Annotated in this window: 19 protein-coding genes; 8 read left to right on the forward strand and 11 right to left on the reverse strand. The window is 52.7% G+C overall.

Annotated elements, in window-relative coordinates; genetic code table 11:
* Positions 1-216: 216 nt before the first annotated feature.
* On the forward strand, positions 217-2,310 hold the full coding sequence (locus AC5JPW_RS17140; RefSeq protein WP_494242242.1) for a TonB-dependent receptor: 2,094 nt from the start codon (positions 217-219) through the stop codon (positions 2,308-2,310).
* A gap of 76 nt (positions 2,311-2,386) precedes the next feature.
* Here AC5JPW_RS17140 and AC5JPW_RS17145 read toward each other — a convergent pair whose 3' ends face one another.
* A complete protein-coding gene (locus AC5JPW_RS17145) occupies positions 2,387-2,800 on the reverse strand; it encodes a hypothetical protein (protein ID WP_494242244.1) in 414 nt (137 codons plus the stop codon).
* A 579-nt stretch (positions 2,801-3,379) separates the two neighbouring features.
* Between AC5JPW_RS17145 and fdnG the strand changes: the two genes are divergently transcribed.
* Genes fdnG through fdnI form a run of 3 tightly spaced genes read left to right on the forward strand, consistent with a single transcriptional unit; the run spans position 3,380 to position 7,968 of the window.
* Positions 3,380-6,430: a formate dehydrogenase-N subunit alpha gene (gene fdnG, locus AC5JPW_RS17150; protein ID WP_494242246.1), complete on the forward strand. Its 3,051-nt coding sequence runs from the start codon at positions 3,380-3,382 to the stop codon at positions 6,428-6,430.
* 16 nt (positions 6,431-6,446) lie between these two features.
* Positions 6,447-7,334, forward strand: a complete 888-nt coding sequence (gene fdxH / locus AC5JPW_RS17155) for a formate dehydrogenase subunit beta (RefSeq protein WP_494242248.1) — start codon at positions 6,447-6,449, stop codon at positions 7,332-7,334.
* Positions 7,327-7,968: a formate dehydrogenase-N subunit gamma gene (gene fdnI, locus AC5JPW_RS17160; protein ID WP_494242250.1), complete on the forward strand. Its 642-nt coding sequence runs from the start codon at positions 7,327-7,329 to the stop codon at positions 7,966-7,968. The genes fdxH and fdnI overlap by 8 nt, the downstream gene beginning before the upstream one ends.
* A 46-nt stretch (positions 7,969-8,014) precedes the next feature.
* Here fdnI and AC5JPW_RS17165 read toward each other — a convergent pair whose 3' ends face one another.
* Positions 8,015-8,887 carry a helix-turn-helix transcriptional regulator gene (locus AC5JPW_RS17165; RefSeq protein ID WP_494242251.1) on the reverse strand — a complete coding sequence of 291 codons (873 nt, stop codon included), beginning with the start codon at positions 8,885-8,887 and terminating at the stop codon, positions 8,015-8,017.
* A 13-nt stretch (positions 8,888-8,900) separates the two neighbouring features.
* The gene (locus tag AC5JPW_RS17170; RefSeq protein WP_494242390.1) at positions 8,901-9,533 is read right to left on the reverse strand and encodes a YbhB/YbcL family Raf kinase inhibitor-like protein; all 633 of its coding nucleotides are present in this window, start codon (positions 9,531-9,533) and stop codon (positions 8,901-8,903) included.
* A gap of 515 nt (positions 9,534-10,048) precedes the next feature.
* Here AC5JPW_RS17170 and pagP point away from each other — a divergent pair.
* The 3 genes from pagP to AC5JPW_RS17185 all read left to right on the forward strand — a co-directional run bounded on the left by pagP (position 10,049) and on the right by AC5JPW_RS17185 (position 12,740).
* A complete protein-coding gene (gene pagP, locus AC5JPW_RS17175) occupies positions 10,049-10,582 on the forward strand; it encodes a lipid IV(A) palmitoyltransferase PagP (protein WP_494242392.1) in 534 nt (177 codons plus the stop codon).
* 397 nt (positions 10,583-10,979) lie between these two features.
* Entirely contained in the window at positions 10,980-12,089 is a 1,110-nt protein-coding gene (locus AC5JPW_RS17180; protein WP_494242252.1) for an ABC transporter substrate-binding protein, read from the forward strand.
* Positions 12,090-12,191: 102 nt separating this feature from the next.
* Positions 12,192-12,740, forward strand: coding sequence for a TetR/AcrR family transcriptional regulator (locus AC5JPW_RS17185; protein WP_494242254.1), 549 nt, complete (start codon positions 12,192-12,194; stop codon positions 12,738-12,740).
* A 43-nt stretch (positions 12,741-12,783) separates the two neighbouring features.
* On the opposite strand, the gene AC5JPW_RS17190 is transcribed toward AC5JPW_RS17185, so the two are convergent.
* The 6 genes from AC5JPW_RS17190 to AC5JPW_RS17215 form a co-directional block, all read right to left on the reverse strand.
* Positions 12,784-13,032 carry a biofilm development regulator YmgB/AriR family protein gene (locus AC5JPW_RS17190; protein ID WP_494242256.1) on the reverse strand — a complete coding sequence of 83 codons (249 nt, stop codon included), beginning with the start codon at positions 13,030-13,032 and terminating at the stop codon, positions 12,784-12,786.
* Positions 13,033-13,108: 76 nt separating this feature from the next.
* Positions 13,109-13,378 carry a hypothetical protein gene (locus tag AC5JPW_RS17195; protein WP_494242258.1) on the reverse strand — a complete coding sequence of 90 codons (270 nt, stop codon included), beginning with the start codon at positions 13,376-13,378 and terminating at the stop codon, positions 13,109-13,111.
* A gap of 135 nt (positions 13,379-13,513) precedes the next feature.
* Positions 13,514-13,759, reverse strand: a complete 246-nt coding sequence (ycgZ, locus tag AC5JPW_RS17200) for a regulatory protein YcgZ (protein ID WP_494242259.1) — start codon at positions 13,757-13,759, stop codon at positions 13,514-13,516.
* A gap of 288 nt (positions 13,760-14,047) precedes the next feature.
* Entirely contained in the window at positions 14,048-14,980 is a 933-nt protein-coding gene (locus tag AC5JPW_RS17205; RefSeq protein ID WP_494242261.1) for a nucleoside recognition domain-containing protein, read from the reverse strand.
* Between the two features lie 214 nt (positions 14,981-15,194).
* Complete coding sequence (locus AC5JPW_RS17210; RefSeq protein WP_494242263.1) at positions 15,195-16,151, reverse strand: quinone oxidoreductase family protein; 957 nt, start codon at positions 16,149-16,151, stop codon at positions 15,195-15,197.
* Between the two features lie 15 nt (positions 16,152-16,166).
* On the reverse strand, positions 16,167-16,769 hold the full coding sequence (locus tag AC5JPW_RS17215) for a TetR/AcrR family transcriptional regulator (RefSeq protein ID WP_494242265.1): 603 nt from the start codon (positions 16,767-16,769) through the stop codon (positions 16,167-16,169).
* 142 nt (positions 16,770-16,911) lie between these two features.
* Between AC5JPW_RS17215 and AC5JPW_RS17220 the strand changes: the two genes are divergently transcribed.
* The gene (locus AC5JPW_RS17220; RefSeq protein ID WP_494242267.1) at positions 16,912-17,304 is read left to right on the forward strand and encodes a RidA family protein; all 393 of its coding nucleotides are present in this window, start codon (positions 16,912-16,914) and stop codon (positions 17,302-17,304) included.
* A gap of 195 nt (positions 17,305-17,499) precedes the next feature.
* Here the strand turns inward: AC5JPW_RS17220 and AC5JPW_RS17225 are convergent, their stop codons facing one another.
* Together AC5JPW_RS17225 and AC5JPW_RS17230 are read right to left on the reverse strand one after the other, a co-directional pair.
* Positions 17,500-18,765 (reverse strand): MFS transporter, encoded by a 1,266-nt coding sequence (locus tag AC5JPW_RS17225; RefSeq protein WP_494242269.1) that lies wholly within the window; start codon positions 18,763-18,765, stop codon positions 17,500-17,502.
* Between the two features lie 55 nt (positions 18,766-18,820).
* Positions 18,821-21,928 (reverse strand): beta-galactosidase, encoded by a 3,108-nt coding sequence (locus AC5JPW_RS17230; protein WP_494242271.1) that lies wholly within the window; start codon positions 21,926-21,928, stop codon positions 18,821-18,823.
* Between the last annotated feature and the right edge of the window lie 170 nt (positions 21,929-22,098).

Consider the following 22,098-nt stretch of genomic DNA (forward strand, 5'->3'; position numbering starts at 1 on the left):
GGAATTTTAACCTGCCGGTGATAATGATATTCCCCCTTTCATCTCAGGGTATATGTCCCTGGGATTTCCTTTTATTACTCCGCCATGCCTCATTGAAGGTCGGTGATTTCATTCGTTAGTGATAACACGAACCATTATTATTATCGTTAACGATTCGTTTAGGTTTCATTGACTAAGGTACTGGCGCGTCTTTCTTATTCACTCAATGGATTCAGAATGAAAAAAAATAATATAACTCTCGCGATCCTTGTCGCGGTGACGATGCCTGCGCTAGCCCAGGAAGACACCATGGTGGTGACAGCCAGTGGCTATGAGCAGAAGCTCACCAATGCTCCGGCGTCCATTTCTGTGGTGAGCCAGCAAGAGCTGGCAACGAAAAACTACAGTGATCTCGGTGAAGCCTTAAGCGGTATGGAAGGGGTGGATGTCCGAGGTGGAACGGGAAAAACCGGCGGGCTGGATATCTCTATTCGTGGTATGCCCAGCAGCTATACGCTGATCCTGATTGACGGTGTTCGCCAGAATGCCAGTTCAGACACCACACCCAATGGTTTCGGTACTCTCAATACGGCAATGATGCCACCGCTGTCGGCTATCGATCATATCGAAGTCATCCGTGGGCCGATGTCGACGTTGTACGGCTCTGATGCGATGGGCGGCGTGATTAACATCATCACGAAGAAGAATACCGACGCCTGGCATGGTGGCATCAATCTTTCGCATTCGGTGCAGGAACACAGTAAATGGGGCGACAGTTCCACCGTAGGGGTCTACACCAGTGGTTCGCTGATTCCGAACACCCTGGATTTGGCACTGCGTAGTAACTTTGAGCATCGGCAGGGATCGAGCGTCACCAGTCTGAGTGACAGTGGTTCAGACACCCGCGTGCCGTATCCGACGAAAAGTGACAACTACACCGTGGGCGGTCGTCTTGACTACCACACCAGTGATAAAAATACGCTCTGGATTGACGGTGAAACCTCTCAGCAACAGTACGACAACCGCAATAGCCAGTTGGGCCCGGTGGGCACCAGCGGCGGCGGTTACCGCGAACAGCTTCGCTACCAGCGTAATAAAGTCGTCGTCGGTCATGACAGCGATCTTGCTTTTGGGCGCTGGAGCTCAAACCTCTCTTATGCCGTGACGGAAAACAAAGGCCGTGTCCTGACGCCACGAACGCTGTCGAGTGCGAACAGTAACCTCATTGGTAGCGATCGTGAACTCAAGAATACTAACACTATCTTCAATACCAGCCTGGTGGCACCGATTGGCGACGATCATCTGTTAACTGTCGGGGGAGAATACTGGGATGCCCGCCTGAAAGACGGCATTGTACTGGCCAACAGCGGGGAAACGTTCAGCCAACAGACCTGGGCGCTCTTTACCGAAGATGACTGGCAAATTATTGACCCGTTATCGCTGACCTGGGGGGCGCGCTATGAGAAACACGATAGCTTTGGCGGGCATGTAAGCCCTCGCGCCTATCTTGTGTGGAATATGCTCAATGACTGGACGGTAAAAGGCGGCGTCAGCACCGGGTACAAAGCCCCGTCATTGAGCCAGTTGCACAACGGTGTGAGTGGGGTTGCCGGTAATGGGCTGGTGACCACCGTGGGTAACCCGGATCTGAAACCGGAAACCAGCGTTAACTACGAAACCGGCATCTATTACGAGAACGCGAATAATGTAAAAGCCAATATCACGGGTTTTATCAGCAACTTCCGTAATGCCATTGAAAGTGAAACGATTGACGATTCGACTTACTCGTATCGCAACGTCGGTAAAGCCATTAACCAGGGCATCGAGTTTGCGACCTCCTTCCCGGTCGTCATTCCGGAACTGACGATGAACCTGAATTACACCTACACCGACAGCAAACAACGTGGTGGAGACAACCCTGGTGCACCGCTGACCAATACCGCACGTCATATGGCTAACGCCAAAATGTCGTGGCAGATGAACCCGGACTTAACGTCATGGGTGGGTGTGGAGTACCACGGTAAGACGCCGCGCTATACCAGTAACGTCAATAACCTGAGCGCGATTGAGAAAGAGGTTTATGACGATCGTGGCGCGTATCTGAAGGCCTGGACGGTGGTGAACATGGGTGCGGCTTACCGCATTACACCGCAACTGACGGTCAACGGTACGGTCAATAACCTGCTGGATAAAGACTTCTCGAAAGTGAGCCTCTACCAGTCGGGTCGCAGCACGACCTACGCCGGGGATTACTTCCAGACGCTGGCGTCAACCACGGGATACGTCACGCCGGGCCGTAACTACTGGCTATCACTGAATTACACGTTCTGATGTCAGAAAGCAGTTTTACTGACTCATAAAGCAACCGGTGCGGATGAACAGGATCGCCCGCACCGGTTAAACGTGGTCAGTAGAGGATATTTGCCATCGCTTTATAGCGCTCAGGCAGAGTGCTGTTGAGCGCGAGGATTTTTTCCAGAATCAAAAAAGCCGGGGTGCCTTTTGCGCGTTCTGATTCTGCAATTGCTGCACGCAACGTTCCAGCGGCAGCAGAGATGTTCTGGAAATAGGCCTCAGATTCCGGCGTCTGTAATTCACCCGAAACCGCATAACGCACGCCAGGCCAGTTCGCAAAATCCAGCAACGGAAAGTCGCCATTTTCAGGCGACAGGTTTGCAGATAATAACTCCTCAGCTTTTCCCGGATCGTTTTGGGCAACACAAAGGAGATGCAAGCGATAGCGCAATTTCGACAGAATATCAGCGTTGTCATTATTTGACTTAAGTGAAGTAATAAACAGGGCTAAATCATCCTCAGACATAATTTCATTTACCTGAGTGTCATGCTGAGGCATGCCTGACTGAGAAGCGTTAATTGAGGCTAACTCGATTAAGTAATTCAAAGTGTCGAACGTCATCTTTTACGCCCTGGAACAATGGAAATATAAAGCAGCACGCGCGTTGCTGGTGGAAATAACGCGATAACCCGTCATCGGTATGCCATCGCCGCTATTTAGATTAAAAACTCAGTTACTGGAATGTATTGATTTGGTGATTATTGTTGAGGGATTGTTAATTGGAAAACGATAAAAACTGAGGATCACTGTGAGTTAAACTCAACATAGCGGCAGGCAACGATTTCGCCCTCCTTATCGGAGGCAATTAATAAAGATTTCAGATGAATGCTGCACAATGCTATCGGCATTGTCGAGTATGTTCTTTCTGCTTTTATGAGCGAAAAAGCGAAATGCGTCAGGCTTTTAGGGGGGCGGTTTATAGACTTCATGTCCTTCACTCGCTCCCGGACTGACATTAACCCTACCGGGTTAATGGTCAATATTGTTGAATAACCTTATAATCATTCTCCCTTTTCGAGTCTTAAGTTTTAAGCTGGAGGATAAATGGAATTCAGCCGGAGGCAGTTCTTTAGGATCTGCGCGGGCGGTATGGCAGGTACCACTGTTGCATCTCTCGGATTTTTAACATCTTTTTCCGCACTTGCGGAAACCCGTCAATACAAACTCTTAAAAGCAAAAGAGACACGTAACAACTGCACCTACTGCTCGGTAGGGTGTGGCATGTTGATGTACAGCCTCGGCGACAACGCCAAAAACGTCAGAGAAAGTATCTACCACGTGGAAGGTGACCCGGATCATCCGGTCAGCCGCGGTTCCCTGTGCCCGAAAGGCGCGGGCGTTCTGGACTATATCCACGCGGAAACCCGCTTGCAGTACCCGGAATACCGTGCACCGGGTTCAGATAAATGGCAGCGCATCAGTTGGGACGAGGCCATAAACCGCATTGCCCGTTTGATGAAAGATGACCGTGACGCCAACTTCATTGAAAAAACTCAGCAGGGGCTGACGGTTAACCGCTGGACGACCACTGGTATGTTGTGTTCGTCGGCGGCCAGTAATGAAACTGGCGTGCTGGACGGTAAGTTCACCCGTGCGCTGGGCATGGTGGCTATCGACTGTCAGGCTCGACTCTGCCACGGGCCAACGGTATCAGCGCTGGCACCGACCTTCGGGCGCGGTGCGATGACCAATAACTGGGTGGACATTAAAAACGCCAATGTGGTGCTGATCATGGGCGGTAATGCTGCTGAAGCACACCCGGTGGGTTTTAAATGGGTCATTGAAGCGCAGACTAAAAACGATGCCACGGTGGTGGTGGTCGATCCGCGTTTTAACCGCAGCGCGGCGGTCGCCGATCTCTATGCGCCTATTCGTGCCGGTTCCGACACCGCTTTTCTGTTAGGGGCCATTCGTTACCTGCTTGAGCACAACCAGGTGCAGCAGGAGTATGTCCGCCATTACACTAACGCAGGTTTCCTGATCCGCGATGACTACGCCTTTAATGACGGGCTGTTCAGCGGTTACGACGGCGATAAACGGCAGTACGATAAATCCAGTTGGTTTTATCAGCTTGATGAGAAGGGCAATGCGCTGCGTGACGACACACTCAGTCACCCACGCTGTGTCTGGAACCTGTTAAAAACCCATGTTGACCGCTACACACCTGAGATGGTCAGCCGCCTGTGCGGTACGTCGGTAAAAGACTTTATCCGCATTTGCGAGATCCTCGGCAGTACCAGTGCGCCGGATAAAACCGCGACTATTCTGTACGCGCTGGGCTGGACGCATCACTCTGCCGGGGCACAAATCATCCGCGCCGCCGGGATGCTACAACTGCTGCTGGGTAACATCGGCATGGCCGGTGGTGGGGTCAATGCCCTGCGTGGTCACTCCAACATACAGGGCTACACCGATCTGGGTTTGCTCTCAACCAACCTGCCAGGCTACATGCCGTTACCCTCGGAAAAACAGCCGGATTACGCCACCTACATTGCGCAAATTACCCCGCCAGCGCTGGGTGTGAATGAGGTCAACTACTGGCAAAACACGCCGAAATTTTTTATCAGCATGATGAAGAGCTTCTGGGGTGAACATGCCACCGCACAGAATAACTGGGGCTATGACTGGCTACCGAAATGGGATCGTCTTTACGACGTCATGACCCAGGCCGAACTGATGCTGGAAGGCAAAATCAATGGTTACATTGTGCAGGGCTTTAACCCGCTGGCGGCTTTCCCGGATAAAAACAAATCCTCTCGCGCGCTTTCGAAGCTGAAATACATGGTAGTGATTGACCCGCTGGTCACGGAGTCCTCGAATTTCTGGCAACACTACGGGGAGATGAATGACGTCGACCCGGCGGATATCAAAACCGAAATCTTCCGCCTGCCATCCTCCTGCTTTGCCGAAGAGGACGGTTCGATTGCTAACTCCGGGCGCTGGTTGCAGTGGCACTGGGCAGCAGCGGAGCCGCCGGGTGAAGCGCTGCACGATGGCAAAATTCTCGGTCGTCTATTTATGCGTCTGCGTGAACTCTACCAGCAGGAAGGTGGTGCGAACCCTGAGCCGCTTCTCAACATGTCATGGAACTATAAAGACCCGTACGATCCGCATCCGGAAGAAATTGCCCGTGAGGCCAACGGCCAGGCACTACAGGATCTTTTTGATGATAAGGGCCAGTTGATTGTCAAAAAAGGGCAGCAACTGAGTAGCTTTGCCCAGTTGCGGGATGACGGTTCGACCAGCAGCTTCTGCTGGGTCTACTGCGGAAGCTGGACGGAGCAGGGTAACCAGATGGCCAACCGCGACAACAGCGACCCGTATGGTCTGGGATGCACGCCGGGTTGGGCCTGGTCATGGCCGGCTAACCGCCGCATCCTCTACAACCGTGCATCGGCCGATCCGTCAGGTAAACCCTGGGATGCGAAACGAGCATTACTGCACTGGGACGGTAAAAAATGGGCAGGAATGGACGTGGCAGATTACAACGCTTCAGCGCCTGACAGCCATGTTGGACCGTTTATCATGAACCCGGAAGGGGTGGGTCGACTGTTCTCTATCGACAAAATGAACGATGGGCCTTTCCCGGAGCATTATGAACCGATCGAATCGCCGATTGGCACGAATCCGCTGCACCCGAAAGTGGTCTCCAGCCCGGTGGCGCGTATCTTCAAAGATGATATTGCCAACATGGGTAATGCGTCAGAATTCCCCTATGTGGCAACGACTTACTCCATAACTGAACTGTTCCGTCATTGGACGAAACACGCCCGGCTCAACGCCATCGCACAACCGGATCAATTTATTGAGATTGGCGAAAGTCTGGCGCAGGACAAAGGGATTGTGGCGGGAGATACAGTGAAAGTGATGTCGAAACGTGGCTTTATCAAAGCTAAAGCGGTCGTGACCAAACGCCTGCAAACGCTGACCATTGATGGCAAGTCGATTAATACCGTCGGGATCCCCTGCCACTGGGGTTTTGAAGGGGCGACGCGCAAAGGTTTTCTTGCCAATACCCTGACGCCATCAGTTGGGGACGCCAACTCACAGACGCCGGAATATAAGGCGTTTTTAGTCAACATTGAGAAGGTGTAAGGGAGGGAACCCATAAATGTCTATGCAATCACAGGATATTATTAAACGCTCAGCCACCAACGGTATCACGCCGCCGCCTCAGGCTCGGGATTTCCGTGCCGAAGTGGCGAAGCTGATTGACGTCTCTACCTGTATTGGCTGCAAGGGTTGCCAGGTCGCCTGTTCGGAGTGGAACGATATTCGCGACGAGGTGGGTTACTGCAATGGTGTGTATGACAACCCGACGGATTTAAGCGCTAAATCCTGGACGGTGATGCGCTTTAGCGAAACCACCCAGAATGACAAGCTGGAGTGGCTAATCCGTAAAGATGGCTGTATGCATTGTGCCGATCCTGGTTGCCTGAAAGCCTGTCCGTCTACGGGGGCTATCGTCCAGTACGCCAACGGTATTGTCGATTTTCAGTCGGAACACTGTATTGGCTGCGGTTATTGCATCGCCGGCTGCCCGTTTAACATCCCTCGCCTCAACCCTGACGATAACCGCGTTTATAAGTGCACGCTGTGCGTGGACAGGGTGAGCGTCGGTCAGGAGCCTGCCTGCGTGAAAACCTGTCCAACCGGGGCGATTCAGTTTGGCACCAAAAAAGAGATGCTCGGTGTGGCACAAACCCGCGTGGAGCAGCTCAAAAAACGCGGCTATGACCACGCGGGAGTCTATAACCCGCAGGGCGTGGGAGGGACGCACGTGATGTACGTACTGCATCATGCAGACAGCCCGGAGCTTTATCACGGACTGCCTGCTGATCCGCATATCGCAGCGCCAGTGAATTTGTGGAAAGGGGTACTCAAACCGCTCTCCGCAGCTGGATTTATCGCGACCTTCGCCGGGTTGATTTATCACTATGTGGGTATCGGGCCGAATAAAGAGACGGATGATGACGAAGAGGAGCACGACCATGAGTAAGAGCAAAATGATCCTGCGCACCTCGTTTATCGACCGGGCTTGCCACTGGACCGTGGTGATCAGTTTCTTCCTGGTTTCACTCTCCGGCATAGCGCTGTTTTTCCCGACGCTGCAATGGCTCACTGAAACCTTCGGCACGCCGCAAATGGGGCGTATTCTGCACCCATTTTTTGGCCTGCTGATTTTTGTGCTGCTGATGTTTATGTTCGTCCGGTTCGTTCACCACAATATCCCTGACAAACAGGATATCCCCTGGGTTAAGGGTATTGTGGAGGTGCTGAAAGGCAATGAGCACAAGGTTGCAGAGGTCGGGAAATACAATGCCGGACAGAAAATGATGTTCTGGAGCATCATGAGTCTGATTTTTGTGCTGCTGGTGACTGGTGTGATTATCTGGCGTCCTTACTTCACGCACTATTTTCCCATTACCGTCGTGCGCTGGAGTTTGCTGGTGCATGCGACGGCGGCCATCGTTTTAATCCATGCCATTCTGATTCACATGTATATGGCATTCTGGGTGAAAGGCTCGATTAAGGGCATGGTCGAGGGCAAAGTCAGCCGCCGCTGGGCGAAGAAACACCATCCTCGCTGGTACCGCGACGTTGAGGCTGAAGAAGAGAAGAAAGGGTTGTAAGTGTCATGAAGGGCGGCGTGAGTCGCCCTTTTTTATGGACGTAATATCAACGAAAACGCCCAGGGGTGATGCCGAATCGCCCTTTGAAGCGTTCGCTAAAGCGCGCCACCGATTTATAACCACAGGCATCGGCAATTTGTGCCATATTCCAGTGTGTGCTTTGCACCAGCATCAGGGCATGATGCATCCGCGTCTCCAGTAAAATCTGCTCAAAACTGACCCCTTCCAGTTTAAGTTTGCGCCGAAGCGTCGATTCGCTCATGGCCAGTCGCTGGCTTGCCGTTTCCGCGGTCCAGCCTTTCTCAGGCGACGCATTAAGCATTGTCATCAAGCGGCGGGAGATAAGTGATGTCTGACCCGACGAATACTGAAAACCCTGCTCTTTGAGCAGCATCAATAGATCAAACGCGCGCAACACCACACGTTCGTCACTCAGGCTGGCATCATCGAAGCTGGTGAGCAGCGTTTGCAGAGCGTCGATCAACGCCGGGTTAGCTGGCAGCAGTGCCGTTTTGCCACCATGTAGCGTTGTGCTGGTGGTATCCATCTTGTTAAAACGTTCGATAAGGGCAGGGGGAAACGTAAGAAAGAGTGAGCGGAACGGTGCCGTTTCACTCTGTGGATATTTGGTGAAATCGGCCTGTACATGCTGGTCGATAAGCCCCAGATGCGACCAGGGCGTGAGTATCGTCGTCGTGTCGTGACCGGAAAATTCCAGTCTGCCATCCAGTACCATCAGCAACGTTGGCTCAAAAAAATGAAAGTGCTGCGTCTGCGCGGCAATTTTGAGACGCGGCCAGGCTACCGAACAGATTTGCGGGCGGCCTGGCGTCTTGTCGGACAGTGCCGCTGACACAATCGCATCGCCGTAGGGACTGAAAGAAAGATCAGGTGAAACATCGGCGACGCTATCGGCCATATAGATTCCTTAATTACGCGGCAATATCGGGGTTCAGGCTATAGAGCCCGGTAAGTGACGCCGTGCCCAGCACATCAACCTGGCTCAACGCACGCTTGATGTTATCACTGGTCAGTTCACCCTCAACGTTAAGCGAAGGCGTGCCCAGTGCGTAAAGGGTGAAAATATAATGATGCACGATCTCATCATTCCACGGTGGGCAAGGGCCATCATAGCCGAACCAGGTGCCCGCCATTGTAGCATCGCCGCTAAACCAGCCGGTGTAATCGTTAATGCCGTGGCGTAATCCTTCCGGCGCCTGTGGTCCTGCTTTGCCGCCCGTGGTGACGCCCGCTGAGTGGCTGCCTGCCAGAATTTCATGGCGGCTTGCCGGAATGTCGAGCAACAACCAGTGGTAGAAATCTGCACGAGGAAGAGTGGCCGGAACGGTTCTGCCTTCCTGATTAACATCATCCGGGCGCGTCGGCACATCCGGGTCGTGGCAAATCAGCACCAGAGACTGTGTGCCTTCCGGCAGATTTTCCCAGCCAAGATGCGGGTTTTTGTTTGCCGATAGCGTGACATGCGAGACAGCATCCTGCGCAGCAAAGCAGAATTCTGTGGGCATAAAATCGTTGTCGTTAAAGTTCTGGCTAAAAAGCTTCATCTGTAGGTCTCCCATCTGGCGTTTATCGCCTTCGTCAGTGAACAAGTCGATGGGAGAATTATAGGGCAAGGGAACACAGCGGTACGCCCTTATCCAGTCAATGTTCTTCCTTTAACGGTCAAATTGACGGCATGGAGGTAGTGTGAGGACATCATCAGGATCAATCTGGTGACACCAGACTGCATGACCGGCTAGGATGCCGGGCGGCAGCGGGTGCGTAGGCAGATTGCATCCGTTGCGCACCGTAGCGGATGGGTGAAAATCGGCGGTTGGCTGAGACTAAAGGGGATAAGCAATACCTAAAAGGCATTAAAAAGTGTGATCATTCTGACCGCTAAGTGGTGAATTGCATCTGAGTTTCGCCTGAGAAAACACAGTCAAAATGATAGGAAAAGTACCAATTTGCGGGCCTTCAGGCGGCTTCGTTTGCAATTCCGTGCAAATTTTTCCAGAATCTATGTGTTCAGTATTAAGTATTCAGGAAGTGAATTATGCGCAGGTTATTGCCGACAATGATGTTGGCGTTGAACGGTCTTGCATTCCCGGTGTTAGCAGAGAATGGGTTAACCGAAGGATGGGAATGGCTAAAACAGGACGTGACTGAAACCTGGGAGCAGCCGCAACGCTACGATCTTTATGTTCCCTTCATGACCTGGCATGCCCGGTTTGCCTATGACAAAGAAAAGACGGACAAGTACAACGAGAACCCGTGGGGCGCCGGTTTTGGCATATCACGCTATAACGATGAAGGCGACTGGAGTTCGCTCTATGCGATGGCGTTTAAAGATTCCCATAACGAATGGCAGCCGATCATGGGCTACGGTTGGGAGAATGGCTGGTATCTCGATGAGCAGCGTGATTTCCGCTTAGGACTGGGCTTTACCGCCGCGATTACTGCACGTGAAGACATTGGAAACTACATCCCCGTGCCAATCGTGCTTCCCCTGGTATCCGCAAGCTACAAGCGCTTCAGTGTCCAGTTCACCTACATTCCAGGTACGTACAATAACGGCAATGTGTTGTTCGGTTGGATGCGTTTCGGCTTTTAATCAAAAAGCACTCGCTCAGTGTTGGTTCGTTACCGACCCTGAGCGAGGCGTCAATGTTTCAATGTCAGCGAACCGCTTTATTTAATGCAATACAGAATCAAGTCGGCACGCGGGGCTTATCTTTCTCCTCCTGCTTATTCTCAATGGGCAAAAATGAACTTTTATTTTGTACAAAAGTACAGAAATTGAGATTATATTCTTAAATATTTAATAATCTTCACTTAATTAGTGTTTTTATCTAAAAAAAATAAAAATACATAATTAATATCATGATAATAATGTTGGTTTATTTTGAATGAGTTGTTCAGGGAAGGCCGGTTTTCATCGTTTCTGCCACGGCGTAGCATCCCTTTCGTTGAGGTGAATCCACCTCCTGGTGCGTAAAAAAGGGATCGTTATGTCAGTATCTAAAAAACAACTTCGTTTACTCAGTCTGGCTTTAGCCGCCGTCGTTCCAGCGACCTGGGCCGCCGTTTTACCTGAAACTCAGTCACTGGAGCAGCTCTACCAGCGCGCATTGAAAGAGGGCGGTGAAGTCGTGGTTTATGCGGGCGGCGATACGCCCGGCCAGCAGGACGGTATCAAGCAGGCCTTCGAAAAACGTTTTCCTGGCATTAAGCTCAATGTGATTGTCGACTACAGCAAGTTCCATGATGCGCGTATCGATAATCAACTGGCGACCAACACCCTGGTGCCGGATGTCGTGCAATTACAGACTCTGCAGGACTATCCGCGCTGGAAACAGGAAGGGGTGCTGATGGACTACAAACCGGCTGGCTGGGATAAAATCTGGCCTGCGTTCCGCGATAATGACGGGGCCTGGACGGGCGTCTTTGTGGATGCCTTCTCTAACGTCGTCAACGTGAAAAATCTGCCGCAAAACAAGTGGCCACGTGAAGCGAAGGATTATCTGGATCCGGTACTGAAAGGCAAAATTGTTCTGACCTGGCCGAATGATGACGACGCGGTGTTGTTCTGGTTCAAACAGGTCGTTGATCAATATGGTTGGGATTATGTCGCCAAAATCAAAGCACAGAACCCCATCCTGGTACGTGGCACTCAGGCACCGGCTGACGACGTAGAAAGCGGTAAAGCGCTGGCAACGTTCTCTACCGATGGCGCACTGGCAGTAGATGACAAAGCCAACTCGCGCTTTATGCTGCCGGAACACGACAAGTTTGTTTCATGGGCGCAGCGTGCGGCTATCTTCAAAAAAGCCAAACACCCGGAAACCGCCAAGCTCTATCTGAACTGGTTGCTGGATAAAAATACCCAGTCAAACGTCTGGTACATGTGGTCAGTCCGTACCGACGTAGCACCGGTGAAAGGTTACAAACACGTGTGGGAATACAAGAATACCGACCCTGTTGCCTTTGATGAATTCATGAGCGATCGTGCAGCGGTTGAGCGCTTCCGTGCCCAAATGACCCTGTACTTTGGTGAAGTCACCGGCGAACCGTCTCCGGGCTGGCCGGGTTTGCACCCGACCCAGGCGTTGGCACACTAAGTTGTTGCAACAGCAGTGTTATGATAAATAACACTGCTGGCAAAAAGCCAGTGTGCAGTACCATGCGCCGGTACTGTTGTTTTACCTATTAGGGAAAGCGCAATGTCACAGTCTAAAAGTGAAGCGACGAAAGAGAGAATTATTCGCGGAGCGGCTGAAGTTATCCGTCGGGACGGGTTGCAGGCCTGTACGCATCGCGCGGTTGCTGAAGAAGCGGGTGTGTCTTTAGGCACCACAACCTATCAATTTCGTACCTTAGATGAACTGCTTGAGGCGGTAATGCAACTGGCCATTGAGGAGTTCACCCACTCAACTCGCCACTGGCTGAAGGTGAACAATATCGGTTCACCGGAATCTATCCTGACGCGATTTGTTCTGTGGACACTGAGTGAACGTTCTCGCTTAAGTACAGAGTACGAACTGTTTGTTGCAGCCGTATCACGACCCTTGCTTCGTCCTTGTGCAATGAACTGGCTACATGTTCATGAACACCTGCTTATGGAGTATTTACAGCTCACACCTGAAAAAGCGAAAGCGGCGGTGTCCTTTATCGATGCCTGGTTGATGCGCGGCATTCTGGATGAACCGGAAGCGCTTCTGGCTGAAGCGCAGATTTGTGCAGTGTTTCGGGCGATAGTGCAGGGAGAATAAGGAGAGTCATGTTTGCCGCATAAAGTGAAAATGTGGCAGTGTATTAAATATCGTCCGGCGTGCGACCAACCACAATTTCAAGCGTTTGTCGTATCACATCCAACCTCTGTGCACTCTGCGTGTTTTCTATTTCCGCAATCAGCTGAAGAATGATGGCTTTATTGGTGACGGGAATCCCCTTTGCAATCAGACTCCTGACCGCCTGACCGAGCATTTCGGTCTCTTCTGTCAGGCGCTGACCCGCGCTGTGGAAGAAGTTGATAAGGTCCGCTTGTGCCGTGAGTTGACGCATAATTTTTCCTTGTTATCTGGGAGCTCTGCCTGGACTCGCTGGGGTGACTACAGTCCTTGAGGACGAAACAATGTGCTCAATGTTTGGTATTGCGATTTGTGTCTTCACGCATTGTTGGCAGGGGGTGATCGCCTGATGCATGATTTAGCGCCGTAATGCTGTCGCGTACTTCCGTCAGCGCAAGAGTGAGCGCAATTTTTCGCACGCTGTCTTGCTCTTCCCGCGCCATTATTCTCAACTGCTGAAGAAGAGCGGACTGGGTAATCGCCACACCTTCATTCAGCAATGCCATGACGGCTTCGCCGACGATAATGTCTGTTTGGATCTCTTTTTCACTTCTGTGCATAACCGTTTCTCTGAGTGCCTGTATTTTCCTCTCTTGGACAGTTCCTGACGCAGTCACTTCCTGTTGCTCTGAGCCAGATGATGCTCTGTGCGCGTCATCTGGCTCGTTCCTGATGCGTCGTCGGTCAACGCAACCTTATAATCCATCATCAAACAGGAGGTTAAGTAACTCCTGATAGTGCTTTCCCTGCTCCGGGTTGGATGACTGGCTAAGTTTTGCAAGAAGCCGATCGCAAAGCGCCTTTTTGTTGAGGCGGTCGCCTGCCGAAAGAATTTCTCGCGTGATCTGTCCAAGCGTTTGTTGCTGAGAGGACGACGATGCGCGGGAAAAATAACCCAGGACAGCACGAGTGGCTTGTTGTGTGAACTCAGTCTGACGCATACGTTATTCCTCTGATTAAGGGGTTAAAATAAGTTCAGGATTGTTCCGTTAAAAAAAATAATAAATGTAGAAATAAATGTAAAGACTGGGCTACAAAATTTAACAATTGCCGTGAGCCCGGATTTTGTAGCCTGGAATAGGTCAATTGCAGGCCCTGTGCATCGCGCTAAACGCAGCGGTGGCGCGGGGTTTTCAACATTTACATAGTGAAGGAAAGGGAATCAGACCGGGCCTGTGAAACCTTCTGCAGAACATTCTGAATTTCCATTTCGTGTAAGACATGGGCGCTCAGTAGAGGAAGGCATGGATGATGCTGCGGACCGCAATGCCGATAATCGCGCCGGGGATGACAAAGCGAAAAAGTCTGACGAATCGGCTGGCGATCCCTAAGTAAATACCAATACCTGGCAGATCGAAAGTCTGGATCAGGAACCCCGCAGAAGCATTGACTTGCTCTGGCGTGACCAGCCCTTTGCGCAAAAGCTCTGAAATCACGCCAAAATAGGCCGTTCCTCCCGCCAGAAACTTGGTCATGGTCGGCAACACATAAACGTCAGGAATGCTGAAGTACAACATCACGGGGGAAAGCAAGGTGGTCAGGGCAGTGATAAAACCGGCTTCTTTCAGCATGCCAACAATGGTTAGTGAGAGCAGCAGCATGGGCAAAGAACCGAGGGCTAGACGTATCGCATCCGCTCCAGCACCATTGATGATATTGATAAGACTGGTGGAGGATTTGTCATTCAGTGGCTCCGTCGCTTCGTGGTTCACAATCACGGTCGACAGTTTTTTGCCGAAGAGATGATAGGTCACCGCTGCTGCGACCAGTCCGCCAATAATCGAAATAATAATCGCGCTTCCCCAGTGCAACCCAAACGGGATCAGCGGGTAAAAGACGTTGCCTTGCCCCATCGCAAATAACATCGCCAGTGCCGCGGCAAGTTGGCGTTCTGAAGTGCCACGTTTTTCCATAATGGCTAACGCGGCAATGGGAGCGGCAAAACTGACAAAATTAAGTTGAATCAGGGCAAAAATGGCTAACCCGGAAATGCCAAACGGTTTGAGAACCGGGGTCGTAAGCCGAACAACGGCATCTACAACGCCTTTTGCTTCTAGGTACTTCATGACAATCAGCATGATTATCATGACGGGGATAAGCGTGTATAGCGCGACATCAACAGACGTTTTTCCTGCTGACATAATGACATCAATAATATTCATTACGGGTCCTGGTGAAAATTCACGACGCGGAATCTACACCTCTGCAAGGGCGTGTGACCCCCATGTTGTGCTCTTAAACCCGATTTGTCTAATACGGGAAAATGATTCCTGGCGCGATGAATTGAGCGGGAATACAGGCGGTTGGATGAAAAATCAGTAGCAGAAATGTCAAGCCAGTCAGGCACGACCTATCATCAGTGCCTGACTGGTTATTTCATGGGCGCAGGATGATGCGTCCCAGAACCCGGTTTTCCTCGGCGTAGCGATGGGCAAGGGCGGCATCTGCCAGGGCAAACTGGCGGTCAATCACGATCTGGAACTTACCCTCAAGGGCGTCTTGCAATAACCGATCGACCAACGTTCTGGCTTGCGCATTGGCCAGTTCACGGCCCCAGAAAAGCCCCGTCAACGTCTGGTTGGCATTTTGCAACGCGGTTAAATCGGCATTAGCCGTTCCGCCAGCATTGCCCGCCAGCACAATCGTGCCCCATTCACGCAGGCAGGCGAGGGAGGCGTTCAACGTCGAACCCACAAGTTCAAGTACCCTGTCCACGCCAGTGCCTCCGGTTAGTCGAAGAACTTCAGCCACGATATCCTGCTGGCGATAGTCCAGCGCAACGTCCAGTCCAAGTGCCTGTAAGGCGGCAACACGCTCGCTACCGGAAAGGGTCGCGATTACCCGCGCACCATGGTTTTTGGCCAACTGGATAGCGGCGATGCCCACTCCCCCCGCGCCGCCCTGAATCAGCAACGTATCGCCTGGCTTGAGCGCGCCCCGAACAAACAGCGCTTGTGCCGCTGTACCAAAACTCACCGGGATAACGCTGGCTGTCACTGCATCAAGACCATCAGGAATGAGCCATGACCAGATCGCCGGGACAGCACGGTATTCGGCGTGCGACCCCGTCAGTGCCAGCGTTGCGACCCGTTGCCCAGGGTGGCGATCCTGTACCCGTTGACCGACCTCAACAATGGTTCCTGCCGCCGAGTATCCGGGGATTATGCCTTCTTCCCCCGCATCGGCGTTGGCACGATTAATCAGATCCCCACCTTCAAGCGCAATGGCTTCAACCTTGATAAGCACCTCATCGGGGCCGCAAACCGGACGGGGAACATCACAATAGTGCATAACGTCCGGGTTTCCCGGTTGGTAATAGAGAGCAGCTTTCATTTTGCGTATCTCCTTTCAGGATGTGGCGGGCAGATTGCGTAAGCCGCTCGCCAGTTGCACAAAGGCTTCAATCGCTTTGGGCAGTGCGAGTTGCGGCGCATCGCTACCGGCCACCCAGAGCGCGGCGTTGAGCGCGGCACTGTTGAGCAAATGTGCCGCAGCACCGGCATCGACCGTTTTCATCACCCCGCGAGCGATCATGACCGTAACGGCCTGACGGGTCGCCTCAAGGCAGCCGTTCTGACTCGGCCAGCGGCTGGGATCGCCCAAAAAGGCCGGGCCATCAAGCAGAACAATGCGTTGTACTTCAGCGTCCAGCGCCAGCTCAATATAGGCAATGCCTTCCGCCAGCAGTTTTTCCCAGTCACCACTAACTTCGGCAGCCGCTGCTTTGGCTCGCGCCGCCATTTCTCCGTCGACCTGTGCCACAACCGCGGCCAGCAGCCCCTGTTTGTCGCCAAAATTATGGTACAGCGCACCACGCGTCAGTCCGACGCTGGCGGTCAACTCATCCATAGATGCAGCAGCAAAGCCTTTTTCAGCGAAGGCCTTACGTGCGGCGGCGATCAATTTGGTCCGGTTTTCTTCCATTGTTTCGGCGCGACGTCGTGCAGCCATAGCCTCTCCTTTTCATATACGTATTGTATCTCATTTGACATACGCTACGTATGTGTGATTAATTTCATATACGCAATGTATATTAAATCATGTATAGACGCTGTGCATCCCACATCGCACCCTCACAACAAAAGGTAACGCTATGATCCCACGTGAACCGATTTTTCCTGCCAGCCGTCATGCTCTGTATGAAGCGCACGGTTACTCTGCTGCCATTCGCTCGGGCGATCTGTTGTTTGTTTCCGGCCAGGTGGGCAGCCGTGAAGACGGTTCCCCTGAACCGGATTTCGCCGCTCAGGTCCAACTGGCGTTTGATAATCTGCGGGCCACGCTGGCGGCGGCGGGGTGCACATTTGACGATCTGATTGATGTCACCACCTTTCACACTGACCCGGAGAATCAATTTGCGGCAATCATGCAGGTCAAGCAGGCGCTTTTCCCGCATCCTCCCTATCCAAACTGGACGGCGGTAGGGGTGACCTGGCTGGCGGGATTTGATTTTGAAATTAAGGTGATTGCGCGTATTCCGTCATAACGCCTGAGCTATGTGACCGTTGGTATTAGAGTTAAGCCTGAGCCGAGCGCTCGTCCGATGTACGTGAGGTCAGCTATGTGCCTCCCAACACTACCGCTATTGCGTGAGCTAAAAATTGCCCATTTGATTGATGCTGCAGAAAGTCATTAAAACCGACAAAAAACAGAGCCCGTCCAGTGAGACGGGCTCTGTTTATCAGGCTGCGCTGTTGACGCTGCTCGCCGGAAGTAGCGTTTTACTCCCCTTAAGGGTGAAGAGGGAAATAATGGTGAAGGTCAGCGTAATCGACCCCAGAATAAAGTAAGCCTGGTGGAAGCCGACTGTGTCATACATACGTCCTACCCATGCCGATAACACCACGCCTGAAAGCTGTTTCGATAAGTTAAAGCCAATCAGGAACAGCGTCGCGGAAAGTCGTGGATTAAAGGCCGAAGAGATATATTTAAAGGTGCCGACCAACAGGAACGGCAGCTCAAACATATGCAGCATTTTTAAGATAACCACTTCCACCGCCGAAGAGGCGAAAGACGATCCTAAAATACGTGCTGACATAATCACGCCTGCTGCCATCAAGGCGTTCTTTGCGCCAATGCGATTCACGATAGCGGGCGCGAAGAACATGATGGTGGCGTTGAGCAATTCCCCACCGGTAGTGACGAAGCCAAACACTTCGGTCCCACGTTGTGGACTGGAGAAAAAGCCTTTAAAGAAGTTGGCAAACTGCTGGTCGAATACGTCATAGACGCTGGCAACACCGACGACATAAACAATAAAGCCCCAAAAACGTGGCATTCGCAGCAGTTCAGCGGCGGTGCGCATAGAGAACGCCTGACGGTTGGCCCCCAGCGCATCAATCACCAGCTCGCTGTTACTGCCTTCCGGTTTTGACATCCACAACAGTACGCCAAGCACCAGCGCAAAGCCGGAGGCGATCCAGAAGGTAATATTGGGGTCGATGCCAAACAAAATACCGGTAATAGAGGCGCATAACGCCCAGCCGATACAACCGGAGACGCGCACTTTGCCATATTCAAAGCGGTTCGCACGGCTGACGCGTTCTATATAGGCTTCCACCGCGCCAGAGCCACTGGAGAACACCACGCCTAAATAGATCCCACCCGCCAGCGCACCGGCGAAGATATTCAGTTGCAGTAACGGTGAGAGGACAAAAATAAAGAAAGGTGCAAACAGAATCAGCAAGACCGTAATGGTCCACAGCAGGTGTTTGCGTAATCCCAGCTTGTCGGAGATCAGACCGAATACCGGCTGGAAAATAATCGCAAACAGCGAGATGGAGGAGAAAACAATCCCCGTCTCGGTTTTGGTTAAATGGTTTACTTCCGCCAGCCAGACAGGGAAAAAGGGAAAATAGGCCGACATAATGAAGTAATAGAAGAAAAAGAAGAGCATAAAGTAAATAAAGTTATGCCGTTCTCTTGGTACGAGTTCAGAGAGTTTCATTGTGACTGTTCCATCCTGTTCTGCCTGTAAGGTGGGGGCTTAACGCCCCCGATTATTATTGGAAGTGGAGCGTTAACTGATATTGCCATTGTGTTTCGAGCAGCAACCATTGCTGCAATACGCTGGGGGTCCAGGAGTCATCCCCGCCGACGCCCATATGCTGACCATCCAGGGTTATCCAGACGCCATTTTCCGGCTGCATCCTGTGCCAGTGGTCGGTCTCCATTAATTGCGTGGTGCTGTAGGGCTGAACGGAGAAGTGGAAATTCCCCGTCACGTGCCAGCGCCCCCAGTCCAGCGCTTGCGTATCGCAACGCAGGCCATTTTCGGTGGGGAAAATGTACGGTGTCGTCATCTCATCCAGTGGCAACGTCCAGCGGGAGAAACAGGCGCTGCTACGACGATCCGGGTAGTTCTCATGCGGGCCAAAGCCCAGCCAGGAGACGGTTTTATTCTGCTCCGGCACCTGGAAATTCAACCCGACGCGTGGCAACGGTGGCAGCGTACTCGCACGTTCGCCATCCACCGCCAGATGCAGCTTGCCCTCGGCATCAAAGGTCATCTGCCAGTGGCTGACAATCACGACTTCATCTTCGCGCAGGTAGTGCCAGCGGCTGTCAACCACCACCTCATGAGCCAGCCGTTGCGCGTCACACTGCACGCAGCGCACGGTGAGGTTGTACAGCCCGGCGCTTTTCCAGCGTTCAACCCAGGCGTTAGGATCGATGCGTTCCACTTCGCTTACGCCAATGTCGTTATCCAGCGGGGCGCGCACAAACTGGTCGCGAAGCGGTGTCAGCAATTGTTCCACGCCGTCCACCTGCCAGTGGCTTAACAGCCCGCTCTGGCGGTCAATCGTCCATTTTTGCACGCCATGGTGTACCGCCCAGGCGGTGTCGCTGCCCTCAAGCGCGGGGGCATCACCCATAGATTGCGGTGCGCGCAGTACCAGCGGGGCGGCGAGGGGGAACTGCTGCCAGGCGACGCGATGCCCGGCGTCGGACCAGGCGGTGGCCTGTGGCTGAATCACCTCCAGCGTCAGCCAGACCTCTTCGGCTCCGGCAGGCAGAGTCAACACTTCGGTCAGCGTTAGTTCCTGTTGGCCTTCAGGTGCGATTTCCAGCATCACGCTACCGTGGGCAACGGTTTCTCCTGCCGCCTGAACCTGCCAGTGCAGCGCTTCGTTATCCGTGGTGCGGAACAGATATTCGCTGGTAAGGCTGATACGCAGCGGGTTTTGTTCCAGCAGAGCAAACTGGAAAAATTGCTGTGCATGTTTCGCTTCAATCAATGACGGGTGAGGGCGACGGTCGGGAAATACCAGGCCGTTCATGCAGAACTGGCGATCGTTAGGTTTATCGCCAAAATCTCCGCCGTAGGCCCAGCCCGTGGTGCCATCGTCGAACGTTTTGGTAATGGCCTGATCGGCCCAGTCCCAGATAAAGCCCCCCTGTAGGCGCGGATAGTCGCGAAATGCCTGCCAGTAATCGGCAACGTTGCCCAGACTGTTGCCCATCGCATGGGCGTATTCGCAGAGGATCAGTGGGCGCTGTTCGCCCGGCAGACTGATCCACTTTTTGATTCCCCATTTCGGGACTGCCGGAATCGGCAGGTCGCTGTCTACGCGGGCATACATTGGGCACAGAATATCGGTGGTGGTGCTGTTCGCGCCGCCGCCTTCGTACTGCACCGGGCGGGAAGGATCGTTACGTTTAAGCCAGTGGTACATGGCTTCATGGTTGCTGCCGCCACCAGATTCGTTACCCAGCGACCAGATAATAATCGACGGGTGATTACGGTTGTTCTGCACCATCCTGGTCACGCGTGCGCTCCAGGCAGGCAGCCAGGCCGGATCGTCAGAAAGGCGGTTCATCGGCACCATGCCGTGGGTTTCGATGTTGGCTTCATCGACCACGTACAGGCCGTACTGGTTACAGAGTTCATACCAGCGCGGGGCATTGGGGTAGTGTGAGCAGCGGCTGGCGTTAAAGTTGTTCTGCTTCATCAGCAGAATGTCCTGAATCATATCCTCTTCAGTCACAACCTGACCGCGCTGGTGGTGATGCTCGTGACGGTTTACGCCGCGAATCAACAGCGGTTTGCCGTTAAGCTTCAACAGACCGTTGTCGATTTCAACCCGACGAAAACCAATGTCCCAGGCTTCGGCCTCGATCAATTCATCGCCGCGCCATAAAGAGACCACCGCCCGGTAGCAATTCGGTGTCTCCGCACTCCACAATGCCGGACGCTCAACGGGCAAACGCATCATGGCGCGTTCAGCATAACTACCGCGCTCATCAATGGCTGGTGAACCGGGTTGCTGCTGATGGCTGACGATGCGCTGTGTGCCATTCCAGAGCTCGACGCTGATCGTCAGCTTTTCAAGTACCTGTGCCGGGGCGGCAACGGTAGCATTAACCTCCAGTTCGGCGTCACGATAGAGCGCATCGAGATGCGGAGTGAGTTGCACATCACTCAGGTGTAACGTGGGTTTGTTCAGTAACCAGACGGAACGGAAGATGCCGCTCATCCGCCACATATCCTGATCTTCAAGCCAGGTGCCTGCGCTCCAGCGCATCACCATCACGCAGAGGCGGTTATCACCTGCCTTCAAAAAAGGGCTGAGGTCGAACGCCGCCGGCAGTCGGCTGTCCTGCGAGTAACCGACCCACTCGCCATTGCACCACAGATGAAATGCGGAGTTCACGCCATCGAAAATAACCTGCGTTTGGCCCTCGGTGCGCCAGCCGTCTTCAACGGTAAACGTCAGCGAGTAGCAGCCGGTCGGGTTCTCTTCGGGCACGCGCGGCGGGGTGGTTTCAATGGGATAGCGCACGTTGGTATAGATGGGGGCGTCATAACCTTCCATTTGCCAGTTCGATGGTACAGGCGTGCTGCGACTGTCGGACAGGTCGTTTTGCAACCAACCGGCATCCACGTCAAACGGACTGCGGGCATACGAAAACTGCCACTGTCCGTCCAGTTGGCGGCGGTGCGTTGAGGAGTGATTTTCCTGCGCGGAGCGAACATCGCGCCAACTGGAGAAGGTCGGATGGGCGGCCAGGCGATTGAGGTGTGTGATGGTCTGATTTTGCCAGTCTTCACGGGCAAGAACCTCATCAAACTTAGGCCCCCGGAGGGTATGTAATTCACGCTGTTGCATAGGTATACCTGAATAAAAGTGAAAAATGTCATTCGCTAGACAAGATGCAGGAGTTATCAGATATTTTTTAAATAGCCTCAATATTGGCGAAATTGAAACTCATTAGCGATCACGAAACAGCGGAAAAATGGATGATTTTTGTCGTCTCTTAGACATAAAATGTTAGCGAG

The sequence above is a fragment of the Phytobacter sp. genome, from assembly GCF_059074235.1.